Origin of the sequence: Pseudoalteromonas sp. B131b (assembly GCF_037162545.1) — a bacterium.
Classification (GTDB): Bacteria; Pseudomonadota; Gammaproteobacteria; order Enterobacterales; family Alteromonadaceae; genus Pseudoalteromonas; species Pseudoalteromonas fuliginea.
Genome location: NZ_JARLUZ010000001.1, coordinates 1,718,156 through 1,733,230 on the forward strand (window position 1 = coordinate 1,718,156; position 15,075 = coordinate 1,733,230).

Here is a 15,075-nt window from a genome sequence, read left to right on the forward strand (position 1 = left end):
CAGGTTCAGTATCGTTAACTAAGGAGATGTTCATGTCGGTCATAAAAATGGTAGATTTAGATTTAAACGGCAAACGCGTATTAATTCGTGAAGATTTAAATGTACCAGTTAAAGCAGGTAAAGTGACGTCAGATGCGCGTATTCGTGCAGCACTACCTACTATTAAACTAGCCCTTGAGAAAGGCGCTAAAGTAATGGTTATGTCACACCTCGGCCGTCCTACGGAAGGGGAATACGATGAAGCGTTTTCGCTTGCACCTGTAGCTGATTACTTAAACGATGCCCTTGAGCAAACTGTGCGTTTAGAAAAAGATTACCTAAATGGTGTTGATATTGCTGATAACGAAGTGGTTGTTTTTGAAAACGTGCGCTTTAACAAAGGCGAGAAGAAAAACGACGAAGCGCTATCTAAGCAACTAGCAGCACTGTGTGATGTATATGTAATGGATGCATTTGGTACGGCTCACCGTGCACAAGCATCTACCCATGGCGTTGGCTTATTTGCCGATGTTGCATGTGCAGGTCCGCTGTTATCGGCTGAACTTGAAGCATTAGGCAAGGCACTTGATAACCCAGCTCGTCCATTAGTGGCGATTGTTGGTGGTTCTAAAGTTTCAACTAAATTAACCGTTTTAGATTCACTTTCTAAAATTGTTGATCAGTTAGTTACCGGTGGTGGTATTGCAAATACCTTCATTGCGGCATCAGGTAGCCCAGTTGGTAAATCGCTTTACGAACCTGATTTAATGGATGAAGCGAACCGTTTATGTGCAGCAGCGATTGCTAATAATGGTGAAATTCCGGTACCGACTGACGTAGTTGTTGGTAATGAGTTTTCTGAATCTGCTGTAGCTACGCTTAAAGATGTAAGCGAAGTAACAAGCGACGATATGATTTTTGATATTGGCCCTGATACAGCGAGCAAGCTTGCAAAAATTATTGCAAATGCAGGCACTGTTGTATGGAATGGTCCAGTAGGCGTGTTTGAGTTTGACCAGTTTGGTAATGGCACTCGTGCTATTGCACAAGCAATTGCTAACTCAAATGCGTTTTCAATTGCGGGTGGCGGTGATACCTTAGCCGCCATTGATAAATACGGCATTGCCGATAAAGTTTCTTATATTTCTACTGGTGGTGGTGCGTTCTTAGAGTTTTTAGAGGGCAAAAAACTGCCAGCAGTTGAAATGCTAGAGTCGCGCGCTAAGTAATTTTAGTCGCGTAAGGTGAGGGGTAATAGCCCTCACCGACAATTAATTATTAAATACCTCTCACCCTAATTTAATAGTTAATTTAGACGGAATTTTACTGCAAAGCAGTGGTTTTTCGTGGCGTTGTTATAACGCCAAACTAACAAATCCGTTCAAACTAGATGGTAGGGAACTACTGTCGATAAATTGGAGAATACCCAATGGCTTTAATCAGTATGCGACAACTTTTAGATCATGCAGCAGAGCATGGTTACGGCGTTCCAGCTTTTAACGTTAATAACCAAGAGCAAATGCGCGCAATAATGGAAGCGGCTAACAAAACAAACAGCCCAGTAATCGTGCAAGGATCAGCGGGCGCACGTGCTTATGCTGGTGCTCCATTTATTCGTCATATGATTTTAGCAGCTGTTGAAGAATGGCCACATATCCCCGTTGTTATGCACCAAGATCACGGCACATCGCCAGGTGTATGTCAGCGTTCAATTCAGCTTGGTTTTTCATCAGTAATGATGGATGGCTCGTTAATGAGCGACGGTAAAACTCCTTCAAGCTACGAATACAATGTAGAAGTAACGCGTGAAACTGTTGCTATGGCGCATGCCTGTGGCGTATCGGTTGAAGGCGAGCTAGGTGTACTTGGTTCACTTGAAACAGGTGAAGCTGGCGAAGAAGATGGCGTTGGCGCAGAAGGCATATTAACCACTGAGCAAATGCTAACAGATCCTGAAGAAGCGGCTGACTTTGTAAATAAAACACACGTTGACGCACTTGCAATTGCATGTGGTACTTCGCACGGTGCCTATAAATTTACGCGCCCACCAACAGATGACATTTTAGCGATTGACCGCATTAAAGCGATTCATGCACGTATTCCTAACACGCACTTAGTGATGCATGGTTCATCTTCGGTTCCACAAGAGTGGTTAGAAATTATTAATCAGTATGGTGGCGAAATTCCAGAAACTTATGGTGTGCCTGTTGAGCAAATTGTCGAAGGTATTAAGTTTGGTGTTCGTAAGGTAAATATTGATACTGATTTACGTTTAGCTTCTACCGGTGCAATTCGCCGTCACATGGCGTTAAACCCATCTAACTTTGATCCTCGTAAATACTTAGCTGAAGCAACTAAAGCAATGACAGAGATTTGTGTTGCACGCTATAACTCGTTTGGCACCTCTGGTCAGGCGAGTAAAATTAAGCCAATTTCACTTGATGAAATGCACCTTAAATATTTAAGCGGTGAGCTAGACCCTAAAATTAGATAATAGATTAGCTTTATTACTAAGCCAGTAACTTTGTTACTGGCTTTTTTAATGTTATACCAATCTGCTTATATATGGGGTCTATTTAACGTTAAGAAAATTACGCTAGAACTAGGCAAAAATTTTTGTATCTATGTTCTAAATAAAAATTTTAACGACGTTATAGTGCAATTTAATTCGTTAAATTGATCAAAGATTTATGCAGGTTGGTATTAGCCCTTTTTATATTGCAGATTACGGTTTATTGATCAGATCACTGTATTACCAACACCGTACTTTGGGATCACGCATTTACTAACACAGCTATTTTTGGATCATTATTTTACTAAGAAAAGTACACTTTGACGCTGTTTTAGGCTTTGAAATAATCTGATCGTTATTTATTTGTATAAACAATCAACAACTTATAGCTTTGACTAAGTACAACTCTGATCTGAGGGTAGATCGGCTTGGTAAAAATCTGATCCTTTATTTAAGGCTTAGTAAAATTTAGATCTATTTTTAAACGTATTGATGGTTGCACAGGCGGGTTTGCTGATTTTGAAATGGCTTTAAGGTTACTTTTAAGTCGCTGATCTGAAAAAAACATTGGTTAGTAAAATAATGATCCCAGTTAGTTAGGTGTTATTTAAATAATCACAAAAAAGCAGGTAGTGTCAAAGTTAAATATTTTATAAATTTATCGTAAACCTCTTTTTATTGCGTTAAATATTAAAAAGGTTTTAAAAATATGACGTTAATGAGGTTATTTGTCACTAATTTGTATTTTTTTACCACCATTTTAATTTACACGTTACACTTTCATAAAAATGTCATACTTAGTCATAATAATGAAAACTAATTCGATAGCGTAAGAGATAAATTGGAATGTCACGTAAAGTACTAGTCGTAGATGACGAAGCTCCTATCAGGGAGATGCTGGTTTTTGTTTTAGAGCAAAATGGATTTCAGGCGATTGAAGCAGAAGATTATGACTCTGCAATTGCAGCTATGGTTGAACCTTATCCAGACATGGTTTTACTTGATTGGATGTTGCCAGGTGGCAGCGGTATTCAAATTGCGAAAAAGTTTAAGCAAAATGAACATACCCGCCAAATCCCAATTATTATGCTTACAGCCCGTGGCGAAGAAGAAGACAAAGTACGCGGTCTTGAAGTAGGGGCTGACGATTACGTCACTAAGCCGTTTTCCCCTAAAGAGCTTATGGCGCGTATTAAAGCAGTTATTCGCCGTGTATCGCCAACCTCATTAGAGGAAGCTATTGAAGTACATGGCCTGCGCTTAGATCCAATTTCTCACCGTGTTACCTCTGAAGGTAACGAGCTTGATATGGGGCCAACCGAATTTAGATTGCTACACTTTTTTATGACCCACCCAGAGCGTGTTTATAGCCGTGAACAACTGCTTGATCATGTATGGGGAACTAACGTTTACGTCGAAGATCGTACGGTTGATGTGCATATTCGTCGCCTGCGTAAAGCAATTGGCCCACTTGGACATGACCGTTTGGTGCAAACTGTACGTGGTGCTGGGTATCGTTTTTCAAGTAAGCTGTAATACCAAATTGCATAAATATTTGAACAATTTAACGAGTTAAATAACTCTATAACGTTGTTAAAAATTTTATTTAGAACACAACTAGAAATAAAATTTTTGCTTAGTTATAGCGCAATTTCCTTATCGTTAAATAGACCCCATTTATAAGCCAGTTGGTATAACGTGCGTGTGTATTACTACTCTAAGGTAAAGTGAGTATATGTATCGAGTTGTTAATAAGCAGGCGTTAGTAAAACGTCTGTTTATCTATTTTTTACCTTTACTATTAATTGGTGTGCTGGTTGGCGCGCCATTTTTGCTTTTATTTTTAGGATCTTTTTCCCTCCTTATTTGGCACTATCATCAGCTTTATCGCTTGAGCGATTGGCTACTTAATCAACGCAGCTTTAATCCACCCGAGGGCGAAGGTGCGTGGGAACAAGTATTCGAAGGCATTTATCATCTACAGCACCGCAATCGTAAAAAGCGTAATGAGCTTGCTGATTTAATTCGGCGCTTTCGCGATGGGGCAGAAGCTGTACCTGATGCTGTTGTGGTACTGCAAAATGATTTAAGTATTGTGTGGTGTAATCAACTAGCACTTAAGGTGCTTGGCCTACAGTGGCCAACTGATCACGGTCAGCGCCTTGATAACTTAATTCGCGAACCTAAGTTTGCTAAATACATGCACAAAGGTGAATTTGATGATGCCCTTGAGCTTGATAATGGACATGCGGTTGAGCAAGTACTTGAATTTAGGGTTATGCCATATGCAAGTACACAGCTAATGGTCGTTGTGCGTGATGTAACACGTTTAAAGCAGCTTGAACAAATGCGTAAAGACTTTGTAGCCAATGTATCACATGAACTACGTACGCCGCTTACAGTGATATCTGGCTATCTTGAAATGATGGATGGCGATATGATGCCGCCGCCAGCAATGTGGGGCAAGGCACAAAAAACGATGCTTGAGCAATGTAAGCGCATGGATAGCTTGGTTAGCCAGTTATTATCACTTTCGCGAATAGAAGGTGCTAGGCGTCAAGATAACGATAAAGCAATTAATGTTCCGAAGTTGCTTGGTTACATTCAAACCGAAGCACAATCAATTAATCAGGATAAAGGTCATGAACTTGTTTTTGATATTGATGCGACTTTAGATATTAAAGGCTCTGAGGATGAACTACGCAGCGCGTTTTCTAATCTCGTTTTTAACGCTATTCATTACACCAAAGCTGGCGGCAAAGTACAGGTATGCTGGCAGCATAAAGGTGATCGTGCTTGTTTTAGTGTTACCGATAATGGTGATGGTATTGCGCCAGAGCATATTAATCGTTTAACGGAGCGCTTCTATCGGGTAGATAAAGCACGAAGCAGAACAACAGGGGGATCGGGTTTAGGCCTTGCGATCACAAAACATGTACTAACGCGCCACGATAGCAAATTAAATATTCGCAGTGAAATAGGCAAAGGTTCATGTTTTTCTTTTGATTTTTCAATCGATAAGATAGTTCCGTTGGCTAAGTAATTATACTAGGGCGTGCTGATATTTAGTGGTTGAGTTTGCAAGTATGTTTGGTTTTTAGGCAAGCCAGAGCCTATGTAGTGTGGTCATTCCCCATAAATAGGCGATAACGCAGCATAAATACCAAACATGCGCTGCCCAAAGGGTTCTTTCTAGGGAGGATTAACGCTTAGTTGCTCGGTTTTTACTTAGCTCACTAGGTTACAAACCTCGCGCCGCGATTTAATCGCCCCTAGATTGAACAAATTTCAATCCATAAAGAACAACATGCCCTAATACTAATTCGCAATAATACTTAATCAATTTGAGGGATTAAACCTGGTGCTAGCTGCGTTAAAAATTTCTTATATATAACAACTAAATAATGAATTTTTTGGCTTGTTATCAACACAACTTTCTTATCTCAAAGTAGAACAACGAATTAAGCGAATTGGTATAAAAAGCAAAGTCATAAAAGTGTCACTTAATAGCAATCTAACTGTCATCTACTCACTTTAGAGTGGGCAACAGTTAGTAAATGAGACGAACAAACCGGGGAACCCGACATGAAATTTAAAAATTTAGTTGCCGCAATGGGTGTGGCTGTTACAACTTTCGTATCTGCGCAAGCAGTTGCACTAGATAAAAACATTCCTGAATATCAAAAAATTAGTGGTGTTTCAGGCAACTTTTCATCGGTAGGTTCTGATACTTTAGCCAACATGATGACGTTTTGGGCTGAAGAGTACAAACGTATTTACCCAAATGTAAATATCCAAATTCAGGCCGCAGGTTCTTCTACTGCACCACCTGCATTGACTGAAGGTACAGCTAACTTAGGCCCAATGAGCCGAAAAATGAAATCAAAAGAAATCGAAGCGTTCGAAAAACGTTACGGTTATAAACCAACAGAAGTGCGCGTTGCTATTGATGCGCTAGCGGTTTATGTTCATAAAGATAACCCAATTGAAGGTCTTCGCATTGACCAAGTAGATGCTATTTTTTCATCGACTCGTAAATGTGGTGCGCCAGAGCAAGTTAACCGCTGGAGTGAAGTTGGCCTAACTGGTAGCTGGGCAGCAAGAGATATTCAACTTTACGGACGTAACTCGGTATCAGGTACTTACGGTTACTTTAAAAAGAAAGCATTGTGTAAAGGTGACTTTCGTAACAACGTAAATGAACAACCAGGCTCTGCATCGGTAGTACAGTCAATTTCATCATCATTGAATGCAATTGGTTACTCAGGCATTGGTTACAAAACGTCGGGTGTACGTACTGTTCCATTGGCTAAAAAAGGCAGTAATTTTGTTGATGCGACTCTTGATAACGTTGCTCAAGGTAAATACCCGCTATCTCGTTTCTTATACGTTTACGTGAATAAACACCCAAATAAACCATTAGCGCCTATCGAAGCACAATTTTTAAAAATGGTGCTTTCGCAAGATGGTCAACAAATTGTAGAAAAAGATGGTTATGTACCACTTTCGGCAAAGCTCGTAGAAGTAGAGCTTAAAAAGCTAGGTTTAAATTAATAAACTATAAGCAATAAAAAAACCGCTCATTGAGCGGTTTTTTTGTGCCTAAAATTAAGGGCCTGAAAGATAAACAGCTCCAAGTATTTTAAACGCTTATATACCACCTAATTTTTCGGCTTGTACTTTACACTGATTGTAGCTTTCAACACATTTGCCAGAGCATACTTGTTGCTTTAAGCCTTCGCCACTTGACTGCTGTTCACAGGTAGTTTCACATTGATAGTTTTGTTGAGCACACTGGTTAAGTTCAGGGCTTTGTATTTGGTTTTGACAACCAGCTAAAAATGCAAAAGTAAGGGCAACTACGCTTGTTTTTATTAAATTGTGCATGTTTAATCCTTAAAAATGGAGTCGCAATAATATTAAATTTCGACCTGAATATTGTCGATTAATCTAACATTACCAAAATAGGCAGCAGCTAAAATAACAAACTTGGTGTCTTTGAGTGTAGCAGTTTTTAATGTATCTCGTTGAGCTATCTCAAAATAGTCTGGCTTTAGACCAGCTTGCTCTAAGCTCTGTTTAGCTAAGCTTTCAAGTTTTACGAAGTCTTTCTCGCCACTTTTTAGCTGTTCTGCGCATGTATTAAGCGTTTTAAATAATACGGTTGCAGTCGTTTTTTGCTCTTCAGATAAATAACCATTACGTGAACTCATAGCAAGGCCAGAAACTTCTCGCATTGTAGGGACACCAATCACTTCAACCGGAATTGATAAGTCGCGTGCCATGGTTTTAATGACTTGCAGCTGTTGAAAATCTTTTTCACCAAAGCAGGCATAATCAGGTTGTACTAGATTAAATAACTTAGTAACGATTGTTGCAACGCCTCTAAAATGCCCTGGGCGTGAACCACCGCAATAGCCTAATGAAATGTCAGGCACATCGACAAAGCTTTGTGCACCAAGTCCGTTAGGATAGATTGTTTCTACGCTTGGAGTAAATACAATATCGGTTTCAAGCTCAGCAAGACCTTGTTTGTCTTCGTTAAGTGTACGAGGGTAGTTATCTAAATCTTCGTTAGCACCAAACTGCATAGGGTTTACGAAAATGCTCACAACCACTTTGTCGGCCAGTGTTTTTGCTTTTTCGACTAGCGAAAAATGCCCTCGGTGTAAGTTTCCCATGGTTGGTACTAATGCCACGCTAAGACCTGCTTGTCGCCATGCTTTAATTTGGCTGCGTAATGATTTTATTTCAGTGATTGACTGCATTATTTAAACTCGTGTTCAGCGCAAGGAAATGCACCGCTTTTAACGTCTGTACAATATTTTTGAACGGCTGCAGGCATATTGCCTGTTTCGAGCAAAAAGTTTTTAGAAAATTTAGGAATATACCCAGCTGAAATACCGACTAGATCGTGCATTACCAGTATTTGGCCGTCAGTTAGGCTACCAGCACCAATACCAATAGTTGGGATACTTAGAGCGTCTGTAATGCGTTTTGCCAATGCACTAGGAATACATTCAAGTACTAATAATTGTGCGCCAGCAGCTTCTAGTGCTTTTGCGTCATCAATCATTTTTTGTGCTTTGTCTTCTTCGCGACCTTGTATTTTAAAACCACCAAATACATGCACTGACTGCGGTGTAAGGCCTAAATGCCCGCAAACTGGAATACCTTGTTGAGTAAGCGTTTTAATACTCTCGTAAAGCCATTCTCCGCCTTCAAGCTTAATCATGTTTGCGCCAGCGCGCATAAGCTCAGCTGCATTTTTACAGGTATCACTTACGCTTGAATAGGTCATGAAAGGCAGGTCGGCAATTACAAATAATTCACGACTACCAGCGCGTACACAACGTGTATGGTATGCGATATCTTGATTGGTTACGCCAAGCGTGTCATCGCCACCTTGAAGTACCATGCCCAAAGAGTCGCCCACTAAAATAACTTCAACGCCGTTATCATGAAATAACTTTGCAAAACTGGCGTCGTATGCCGTTAACGCAGTAATTTTGTTATTCTCTGCTTTCATTTTATTTAAAGTAGAAACAGTTATTTTAGACATAATATTCCTCGCAGGCTGAGCCTAGGTTAATTACAGAGGTAATTGTTGTAAGTCGTTGAGCGGTAAATTTTTTGCAATGGTTTTTAATGCAACGCCGCTAGGTAAAATAAGTTCAGGTGCAAGCTCTAATAGTGGATACACTACAAACTCGCGATTATTCAAACCATAATGAGGCACTGTTAAGCGCTGTGTATTTATGATTTGATCATCAAATAATAGGGTGTCTATATCAAGAGTGCGTGGCCCCCAACGCTCTGCTTTTCTAACTCGACCGTGCTCAAGCTCTATACTTTGTGTTAAATCAAGTAATTGCTCTGGCTCAAGGCTTGTTTTAATACATGCAACGGCATTTATGTAGTCGGGTTGATCTTGTGGGCCCATAGGTTTGCTGGCGTAATAATGCGATACGCTCATAAATTCACAGTGAGGCAGCTTTTTAAGCGCAATAACGGCGTTATCAAGCTGCTCTTTTGGTGAGTTTAGATTTGCACCTAAACCCAAATAAACACAATGCATGGTATTACTCAGCAGGCTTTTTAGGTGCACGACGGCGTGTGCGCTTTCGTGGTTTAGGACCACCAGGATGACCTAGGTTCTTAACCATCTCTTTTTGGCCGTTAATGTCTTGGCCTAGATACTGTGTCCACCATTGTGCTAATTCTGTGTGCTGTGTTTCACCTGCATCAACACGTAATAACAAAAAGTCATAAGCGGCTTTAAAGCGAGGTTGCTGCGTTAGTCTGTAAGCGCGTTGCCCTGCTCGTTTATCTAAACGGTGCTGAATATGCCAAATGTCGCGAGCACCTAGTGTAAAGCGTTTTGGAACTGCAATGTGCTGAGCGCTATCGCTCAATACTTTATTCATTGCTTGAGCAAATGCATCGTATTCAACGAGTTGCTCTTGTTCTTGAATTTCTTTAGTTCGTGCTAATAATGGAAACCAAAGTAGCGCTGCAAAAATAAATGCAGGTGTTACTTTTTTATCGGCATTTATACGTTCATCGGTATTTTGAAACATTTGCTGAACAAGTGTGTGCTCTAGCCCACCAGGCTTTTTATTTAAAATGCTATCAAGGTCTGGAAATAGCGATTTAAATAAACCGTATTTACGCAGCATTAAAAAGTTAGCTTCAGCTTTACCGTTTAAAAACAGTTTAAGTACTTCTTCAAACAAGCGAGCTGGCGGAATGTTATCAAGCAAACTTGCTAGTTCTGTAATTGGTTTTTCGCTTTTCGGTGCGATGCTCATATCAAGTTTAGTGGCAAAACGGACTGCACGTAACATACGAACAGGGTCTTCACGGTAGCGAGTTTCTGGGTCACCAATGAGCTCAATTTGTTTAGCTTTAATTGCAGCTAAGCCGTTTGCGTAATCATGAATACTAAAATCATTGATTGAGTAATAAAGTGCATTGATTGAAAAGTCGCGGCGCTCTGCATCTTCTTCAATACTGCCAAATACGTTATCACGTAGTAATTGACCTTGATCGCTCGATTGGCTTATTTGGTTTTTATCTTCTGGCGCTTCGTGATGTCCGCGCATCGTTGCGACTTCTATAATTTCACGACCAAATACGATATGTGCTAAGCGAAAGCGACGACCAATTAAGCGACAGTTTCTAAAAAGTTTCTTTACTTGATCTGGCGTTGCATTGGTTACTACATCAAAATCTTTTGGTTGTTGGCCCAACAATATATCGCGAATGCAACCACCAACTAGGTAGGCGTCGTAACCACCATCTTTTAAACGGTACAGTACTTTGATTGCATTTGGGCTAAATTGTTTGCGCGAAATACCATGCTCACCACGAGTGACAACAATAGGTTCACTGCTTACCGAAGCGCTTTTTGCACTGGTATTCGGGCCGATTATTTGTCGGCAAAATTGAAAAAGCTTGGAAATAATAGTCTGTCTCCTAGAAGGTGTTGATTGACTTGTCATCGCAATCAAAAATTACAGCAAATAGGGAAGTTATAACCCAGTACAAGCTGTTTAACGTAAATAGCATATATTTAGGCGGCTATCATATACCAGCAGGGTTTAAAAATTAAGTTGATGTGTTGAAATTAAGCCGTTTTTAGCGATTTTTATTTACTTAGTTGAGTAAATTGGATGGCTTGACTCGTCGGATGCTGAGAAATCTGTATTTCGGGAACGTGTGGCACCTGTTTTAAGCTAAAGTTTTTAACTCCCCAAGCGACTAATTGTTCAATATTTAAATCGATTAGATCAGCAATTACAGGTAGTCCTAAAAACTCAAATGCACTGATTAATGCATGTTTTGGATTGTTTTTACTAATTGCGGGTGCATAATTTTGTTTAGACAGTTTAAAGCCAGGTTTGGCAACCGCTAAAGGTAAATGAGCAAATTCAGGTACAGGGCTGTTGAGTTGTTTAAACAAACTAATTTGCCGAGCAGTAGGTTCAATTAAATCTGCACCTCTTACAATTCGATTAATCCCTTGATCAATATCATCAACAACCACTACAAGCTGATAAGCAAATAAACCATCGCTACGTTTAATTAAGTAATCTTCATGGGCAAGGGGACTATTTACCGTTATATCACCTTGGATTAAGTCACTAAATTGAGTCGTTGGATGTTGTTGAACTAAGCGAAGTGCACCGGATTCAGTGCTGTGATCAAGTACTTTGCAATGCCCCTGATAAATACCACCAATGGTTTTTATTTGTTTGCGAGTACAGGTGCAACCATAAATAAGCTTTTGTTTTAAAAGTGAGTGGGTAATATCTTGATATAAAGGCAAGCGCTGTGTTTGATAAACAACCGGTTCGTCCCAGTAAAGGGCGTAAGCGTGTAAGGTATTTAGAATATCGGAGTCGGCATTTTTTACAACGCGCGTAGTGTCTATATCTTCGATACGGACTAACCATTTACCTTTGTTTGCTTTTGCATCAAGGTAACTACCCACAGCCGCCACAAGTGAGCCAAAATGTAATGGCCCAGAAGGAGACGGTGCAAAACGACCGCGATATTTACGCACTGGCGCAGTAACGGCTGTAGGAGACATAACTAATTAATAGAGGTTAATTAGCCGCGTCCAGATTGTTTTTCTTTGATTTCTGCAAGTGTTTTACAGTCTACGCATAAATCGGCAGTAGGACGCGCTTCTAAGCGGCGTATGCCAATTTCGATGCCACAAGACTCACAAAAGCCAAAATCATCTTCTTTAATCAGGTTAATTGTTTTTTCAATTTTTTTGATTAATTTACGTTCGCGGTCACGAGTACGAAGTTCTAAAGAGAACTCTTCTTCTTGTGCAGCGCGGTCAACTGGGTCAGGAAAGTTAGCAGCTTCGTCTTGCATGTGCGATTTAGTACGGTCGACTTCATTGCGTAAATCATTACGCCAAGCTTCTAAAATCGCTCTAAAATGTGCACGTTGTGCATCATTCATGTACTCTTCACCTGGTTTTTCTTGGTATGGTTCTAAACCGGCTTGAGCCAATAAACCATGTTTCTTTTGGTCTGGCATAACTCTCTCCTAAATCCTTAATTTAATGCCTCAGCATTAGCCGGCGGTATAAATAACAGAATCTTATACCCTAGGCAAATTTATTTTTAATTAATCGAATTAGCTTCAACCATGTTCACTGATCAAAAAGTGTATTAATAGTCTATTTACACTTTTATTAATTCATGTATTCACTCTTTAAAACTTGCCTAGTTATGTGGGCAAAAGTTTTAAAAACAAGCTGATTTGTACAATTTAACAAGGACTATTTTCGAGTCTTTGTCATTTCAACAGTAAGACTAGTTTAATTGTTTGTATTTATACATTATTTTACAAATGCTATTTTTTTATGAAGCAAAACCTCATTTGCTGAAATCTTTGCTTTGTATGCTAATACTTCAACCCCCGCCACAATTGCTTGGCTTAATAGCATGGCGTACTTTTCATCAATATGCGCAGCTGCACTTACTGTATTTATTCCTTCATGCAAAACAGCAAACAGTAATACTGCTCGGTGACCTTGTTCGATCATTTCTATTAGTTCGCGAATATGTTTTTGTCCGCGCAGTGTTTGCGCATCTGGGAAGTAGCCTTGCCCACTTTGTGGTGCATCTTGGCTTAGTAATGTGACTGATTTAACTTCTACGTAGCAATCAGGTTTATTTTCGTCTGTGAGTAAAAAGTCTATGCGGCTATTTTCACTGCCGTACTTTACTTCGCTTTGCAATTGACTGTAGTCGAGTAGCTCGCTTATCACATTATTGTTTATTGCTTCTTCTACTACTTTATTGGCCACCGCTGTATTTACACAAATAAGCTGCGATAAATTATTTTGCGTCAGCTCTAATGAATGTGGGTATTTTCGTTTTGCGTTATCGCTCGTTGAATAAAAAGCAGTAAAACCCGGCTCTGCGCATCCGGTCATTTTACCTGTATTAGCACAATGAGCGGTAAATTCGCTGCCATCACTTAATTGTAGGTCGGCTAAAAAACGTTTGTAGCGCTTTAATAAGGTGGCAGGTTGCAGAGTTGGCGTGTACTTCATGATAAATTCCAAAGCGTAAATACTGCACAGCAGTGTGGTTTATGTTATTTATCTCAAGCTGTTGGGAACTTAAGCGCTCTATAGTAAACTCGGTGGCACATTTAAGTGCAAGGGTATTCTAACATGAGTGAAAAATTTGTTGTTCAACTAAGCGAACAAGCAGCAGCGAGTCATTGGGGCGATAATGCGTCATTGTCTTTTAACGAGCGCGGTGCAACTGTTCATTTATCTGAGCAAGACACATTAAAAAATGTTCAAAAAGCAGGCCGTACTATTGCAAGCCAAGGCGTTAAAAACGTTGAACTAGCAGGCGATACCTGGTGTACAGAAAGTCAGTGGGCTTTTTATCAAGGTTTTGTAACACCAAAATCGTTAAACGGTGTTGAGTTTGTTGATAACGCACAATCAGATATTAAAGAACTTGCTCACTTAAAAACGTCAGCAATTTGGGCTCGTGAAATGGTTAACGGCACTGCCGATGACATTTATCCTGAAAGCCTTGCAGAAAAAGCGGCTGAGTTTATTCAATCATTAGCGCCTGAGCATGTAAGTTACCAAATTATTAAAGGTGATGCCTTACTAGAGCAACAATGGATTGGTATCCATGCTGTTGGTCGTGGCAGTGAACGCCCACCAGTATTGCTTGAGCTTGATTACAACCCAACAGGCGATGAAAATGCACCAGTAAGTGCTGCGCTTGTAGGTAAAGGTATTACGTTTGACTCAGGTGGTTACTCAATTAAATCAAGCGAAGGTATGCTTGGTATGAAGTGCGACATGGGCGGCGCTGCAACTGTAACCGCAGGTTTAGCATTGGCTATTAACCGTGGTATTGAAAAGCGCATTAAACTGTTTTTATGTTGTGCTGAGAACTTAATTTCGGGCCATGCATACAAATTAGGTGACATTCTTACTTATAAAAATGGCACGACAGTTGAAATTGTAAACACTGATGCTGAAGGTCGCTTAGTACTTGCTGATGGCTTAATGGCCGCAGGAGAGACTGGCGCTCCACTTATCATTGATGCAGCAACACTAACTGGAGCAGCGCTTGTTGCTGTTGGCCAAGAGTACAATGCTTTATTTGCACTTGATAAAGAACTTGCACGCGAAGTTGAAAGTTTTGCATCTCAAGAAATGGAAGCTGCTTGGCCACTGCCTCTTGAAAAATGGCATCAACAAAACTGCCCGTCTCCTTATGCTGATACGGCAAATAGCCGTGCACAAAAGGGTGGCGGTTACGGCGGTGCATCAAATGCGGCTGGCTTCTTATCACGCTTTGTGCCAAACGACGGCAAAGGTTGGGTACACATAGATTTAGCCGCTGCGTTTAACATGGGCAGCACAAGCCAGTGGGCAGCGGGTGCAACTACTCAAGGTATGCGTACAGTTGCGCGAACTTTACTAGAAAAAGCATAGTATTTACTAAATTTATGCTTTTTATACTTTGAATGAATAGGCACCACTTGGTGCCTATTTTTTTGTACGTGAAGCAAGCAAT

14 protein-coding genes are annotated in these 15,075 nt (G+C 40.2%); 6 read left to right on the forward strand and 8 right to left on the reverse strand.

Translation table 11 applies throughout. The features are described from left to right. Positions 1 to 32 precede the first annotated feature (32 nt). The 5 genes from P4S65_RS07815 to P4S65_RS07835 all read left to right on the forward strand — a co-directional run bounded on the left by P4S65_RS07815 (position 33) and on the right by P4S65_RS07835 (position 7,045). A complete protein-coding gene (locus P4S65_RS07815) occupies positions 33 to 1,208 on the forward strand; it encodes a phosphoglycerate kinase (protein ID WP_007377492.1) in 1,176 nt (391 codons plus the stop codon). Positions 1,209 to 1,408: 200 nt separating this feature from the next. Continuing rightward, complete coding sequence (fba, locus tag P4S65_RS07820; RefSeq protein ID WP_337119905.1) at positions 1,409 to 2,473, forward strand: class II fructose-bisphosphate aldolase; 1,065 nt, start codon at positions 1,409 to 1,411, stop codon at positions 2,471 to 2,473. 864 nt (positions 2,474 to 3,337) lie between these two features. Next, positions 3,338 to 4,027 (forward strand): phosphate regulon transcriptional regulator PhoB, encoded by a 690-nt coding sequence (gene phoB / locus P4S65_RS07825; RefSeq protein WP_006791869.1) that lies wholly within the window; start codon positions 3,338 to 3,340, stop codon positions 4,025 to 4,027. 199 nt (positions 4,028 to 4,226) lie between these two features. Next, complete coding sequence (phoR, locus tag P4S65_RS07830) at positions 4,227 to 5,534, forward strand: phosphate regulon sensor histidine kinase PhoR (protein ID WP_337119906.1); 1,308 nt, start codon at positions 4,227 to 4,229, stop codon at positions 5,532 to 5,534. 542 nt (positions 5,535 to 6,076) lie between these two features. Continuing rightward, entirely contained in the window at positions 6,077 to 7,045 is a 969-nt protein-coding gene (locus tag P4S65_RS07835; protein ID WP_007377489.1) for a PstS family phosphate ABC transporter substrate-binding protein, read from the forward strand. Positions 7,046 to 7,141: 96 nt separating this feature from the next. On the opposite strand, the gene P4S65_RS07840 is transcribed toward P4S65_RS07835, so the two are convergent. The 8 genes from P4S65_RS07840 to sfsA all read right to left on the reverse strand — a co-directional run bounded on the left by P4S65_RS07840 (position 7,142) and on the right by sfsA (position 13,574). Beyond that, positions 7,142 to 7,378 carry a hypothetical protein gene (locus P4S65_RS07840; RefSeq protein ID WP_007377488.1) on the reverse strand — a complete coding sequence of 79 codons (237 nt, stop codon included), beginning with the start codon at positions 7,376 to 7,378 and terminating at the stop codon, positions 7,142 to 7,144. 32 nt (positions 7,379 to 7,410) lie between these two features. Then, positions 7,411 to 8,259: a pantoate--beta-alanine ligase gene (panC, locus tag P4S65_RS07845; RefSeq protein WP_096792552.1), complete on the reverse strand. Its 849-nt coding sequence runs from the start codon at positions 8,257 to 8,259 to the stop codon at positions 7,411 to 7,413. After that, complete coding sequence (panB, locus tag P4S65_RS07850; protein ID WP_008137984.1) at positions 8,259 to 9,053, reverse strand: 3-methyl-2-oxobutanoate hydroxymethyltransferase; 795 nt, start codon at positions 9,051 to 9,053, stop codon at positions 8,259 to 8,261. Before panB ends, panC begins: the two co-directional genes overlap by 1 nt. Before the next feature lie 30 nt (positions 9,054 to 9,083). Continuing rightward, complete coding sequence (gene folK / locus P4S65_RS07855; RefSeq protein ID WP_033040306.1) at positions 9,084 to 9,569, reverse strand: 2-amino-4-hydroxy-6-hydroxymethyldihydropteridine diphosphokinase; 486 nt, start codon at positions 9,567 to 9,569, stop codon at positions 9,084 to 9,086. A 4-nt stretch (positions 9,570 to 9,573) separates the two neighbouring features. Further along, positions 9,574 to 10,995, reverse strand: coding sequence for a polynucleotide adenylyltransferase PcnB (gene pcnB, locus P4S65_RS07860; protein ID WP_007377484.1), 1,422 nt, complete (start codon positions 10,993 to 10,995; stop codon positions 9,574 to 9,576). Between the two features lie 146 nt (positions 10,996 to 11,141). Then, positions 11,142 to 12,086, reverse strand: coding sequence for a tRNA glutamyl-Q(34) synthetase GluQRS (gene gluQRS, locus P4S65_RS07865; protein ID WP_337119907.1), 945 nt, complete (start codon positions 12,084 to 12,086; stop codon positions 11,142 to 11,144). A 20-nt stretch (positions 12,087 to 12,106) separates the two neighbouring features. Further along, positions 12,107 to 12,550, reverse strand: coding sequence for an RNA polymerase-binding protein DksA (gene dksA, locus P4S65_RS07870; protein WP_007377481.1), 444 nt, complete (start codon positions 12,548 to 12,550; stop codon positions 12,107 to 12,109). 304 nt (positions 12,551 to 12,854) lie between these two features. Beyond that, positions 12,855 to 13,574 carry a DNA/RNA nuclease SfsA gene (gene sfsA, locus P4S65_RS07875; RefSeq protein WP_007377480.1) on the reverse strand — a complete coding sequence of 240 codons (720 nt, stop codon included), beginning with the start codon at positions 13,572 to 13,574 and terminating at the stop codon, positions 12,855 to 12,857. A 123-nt stretch (positions 13,575 to 13,697) separates the two neighbouring features. Between sfsA and pepB the strand changes: the two genes are divergently transcribed. Further along, positions 13,698 to 14,993 (forward strand): aminopeptidase PepB, encoded by a 1,296-nt coding sequence (gene pepB / locus P4S65_RS07880; RefSeq protein WP_007377479.1) that lies wholly within the window; start codon positions 13,698 to 13,700, stop codon positions 14,991 to 14,993. Positions 14,994 to 15,075 lie beyond the last annotated feature (82 nt).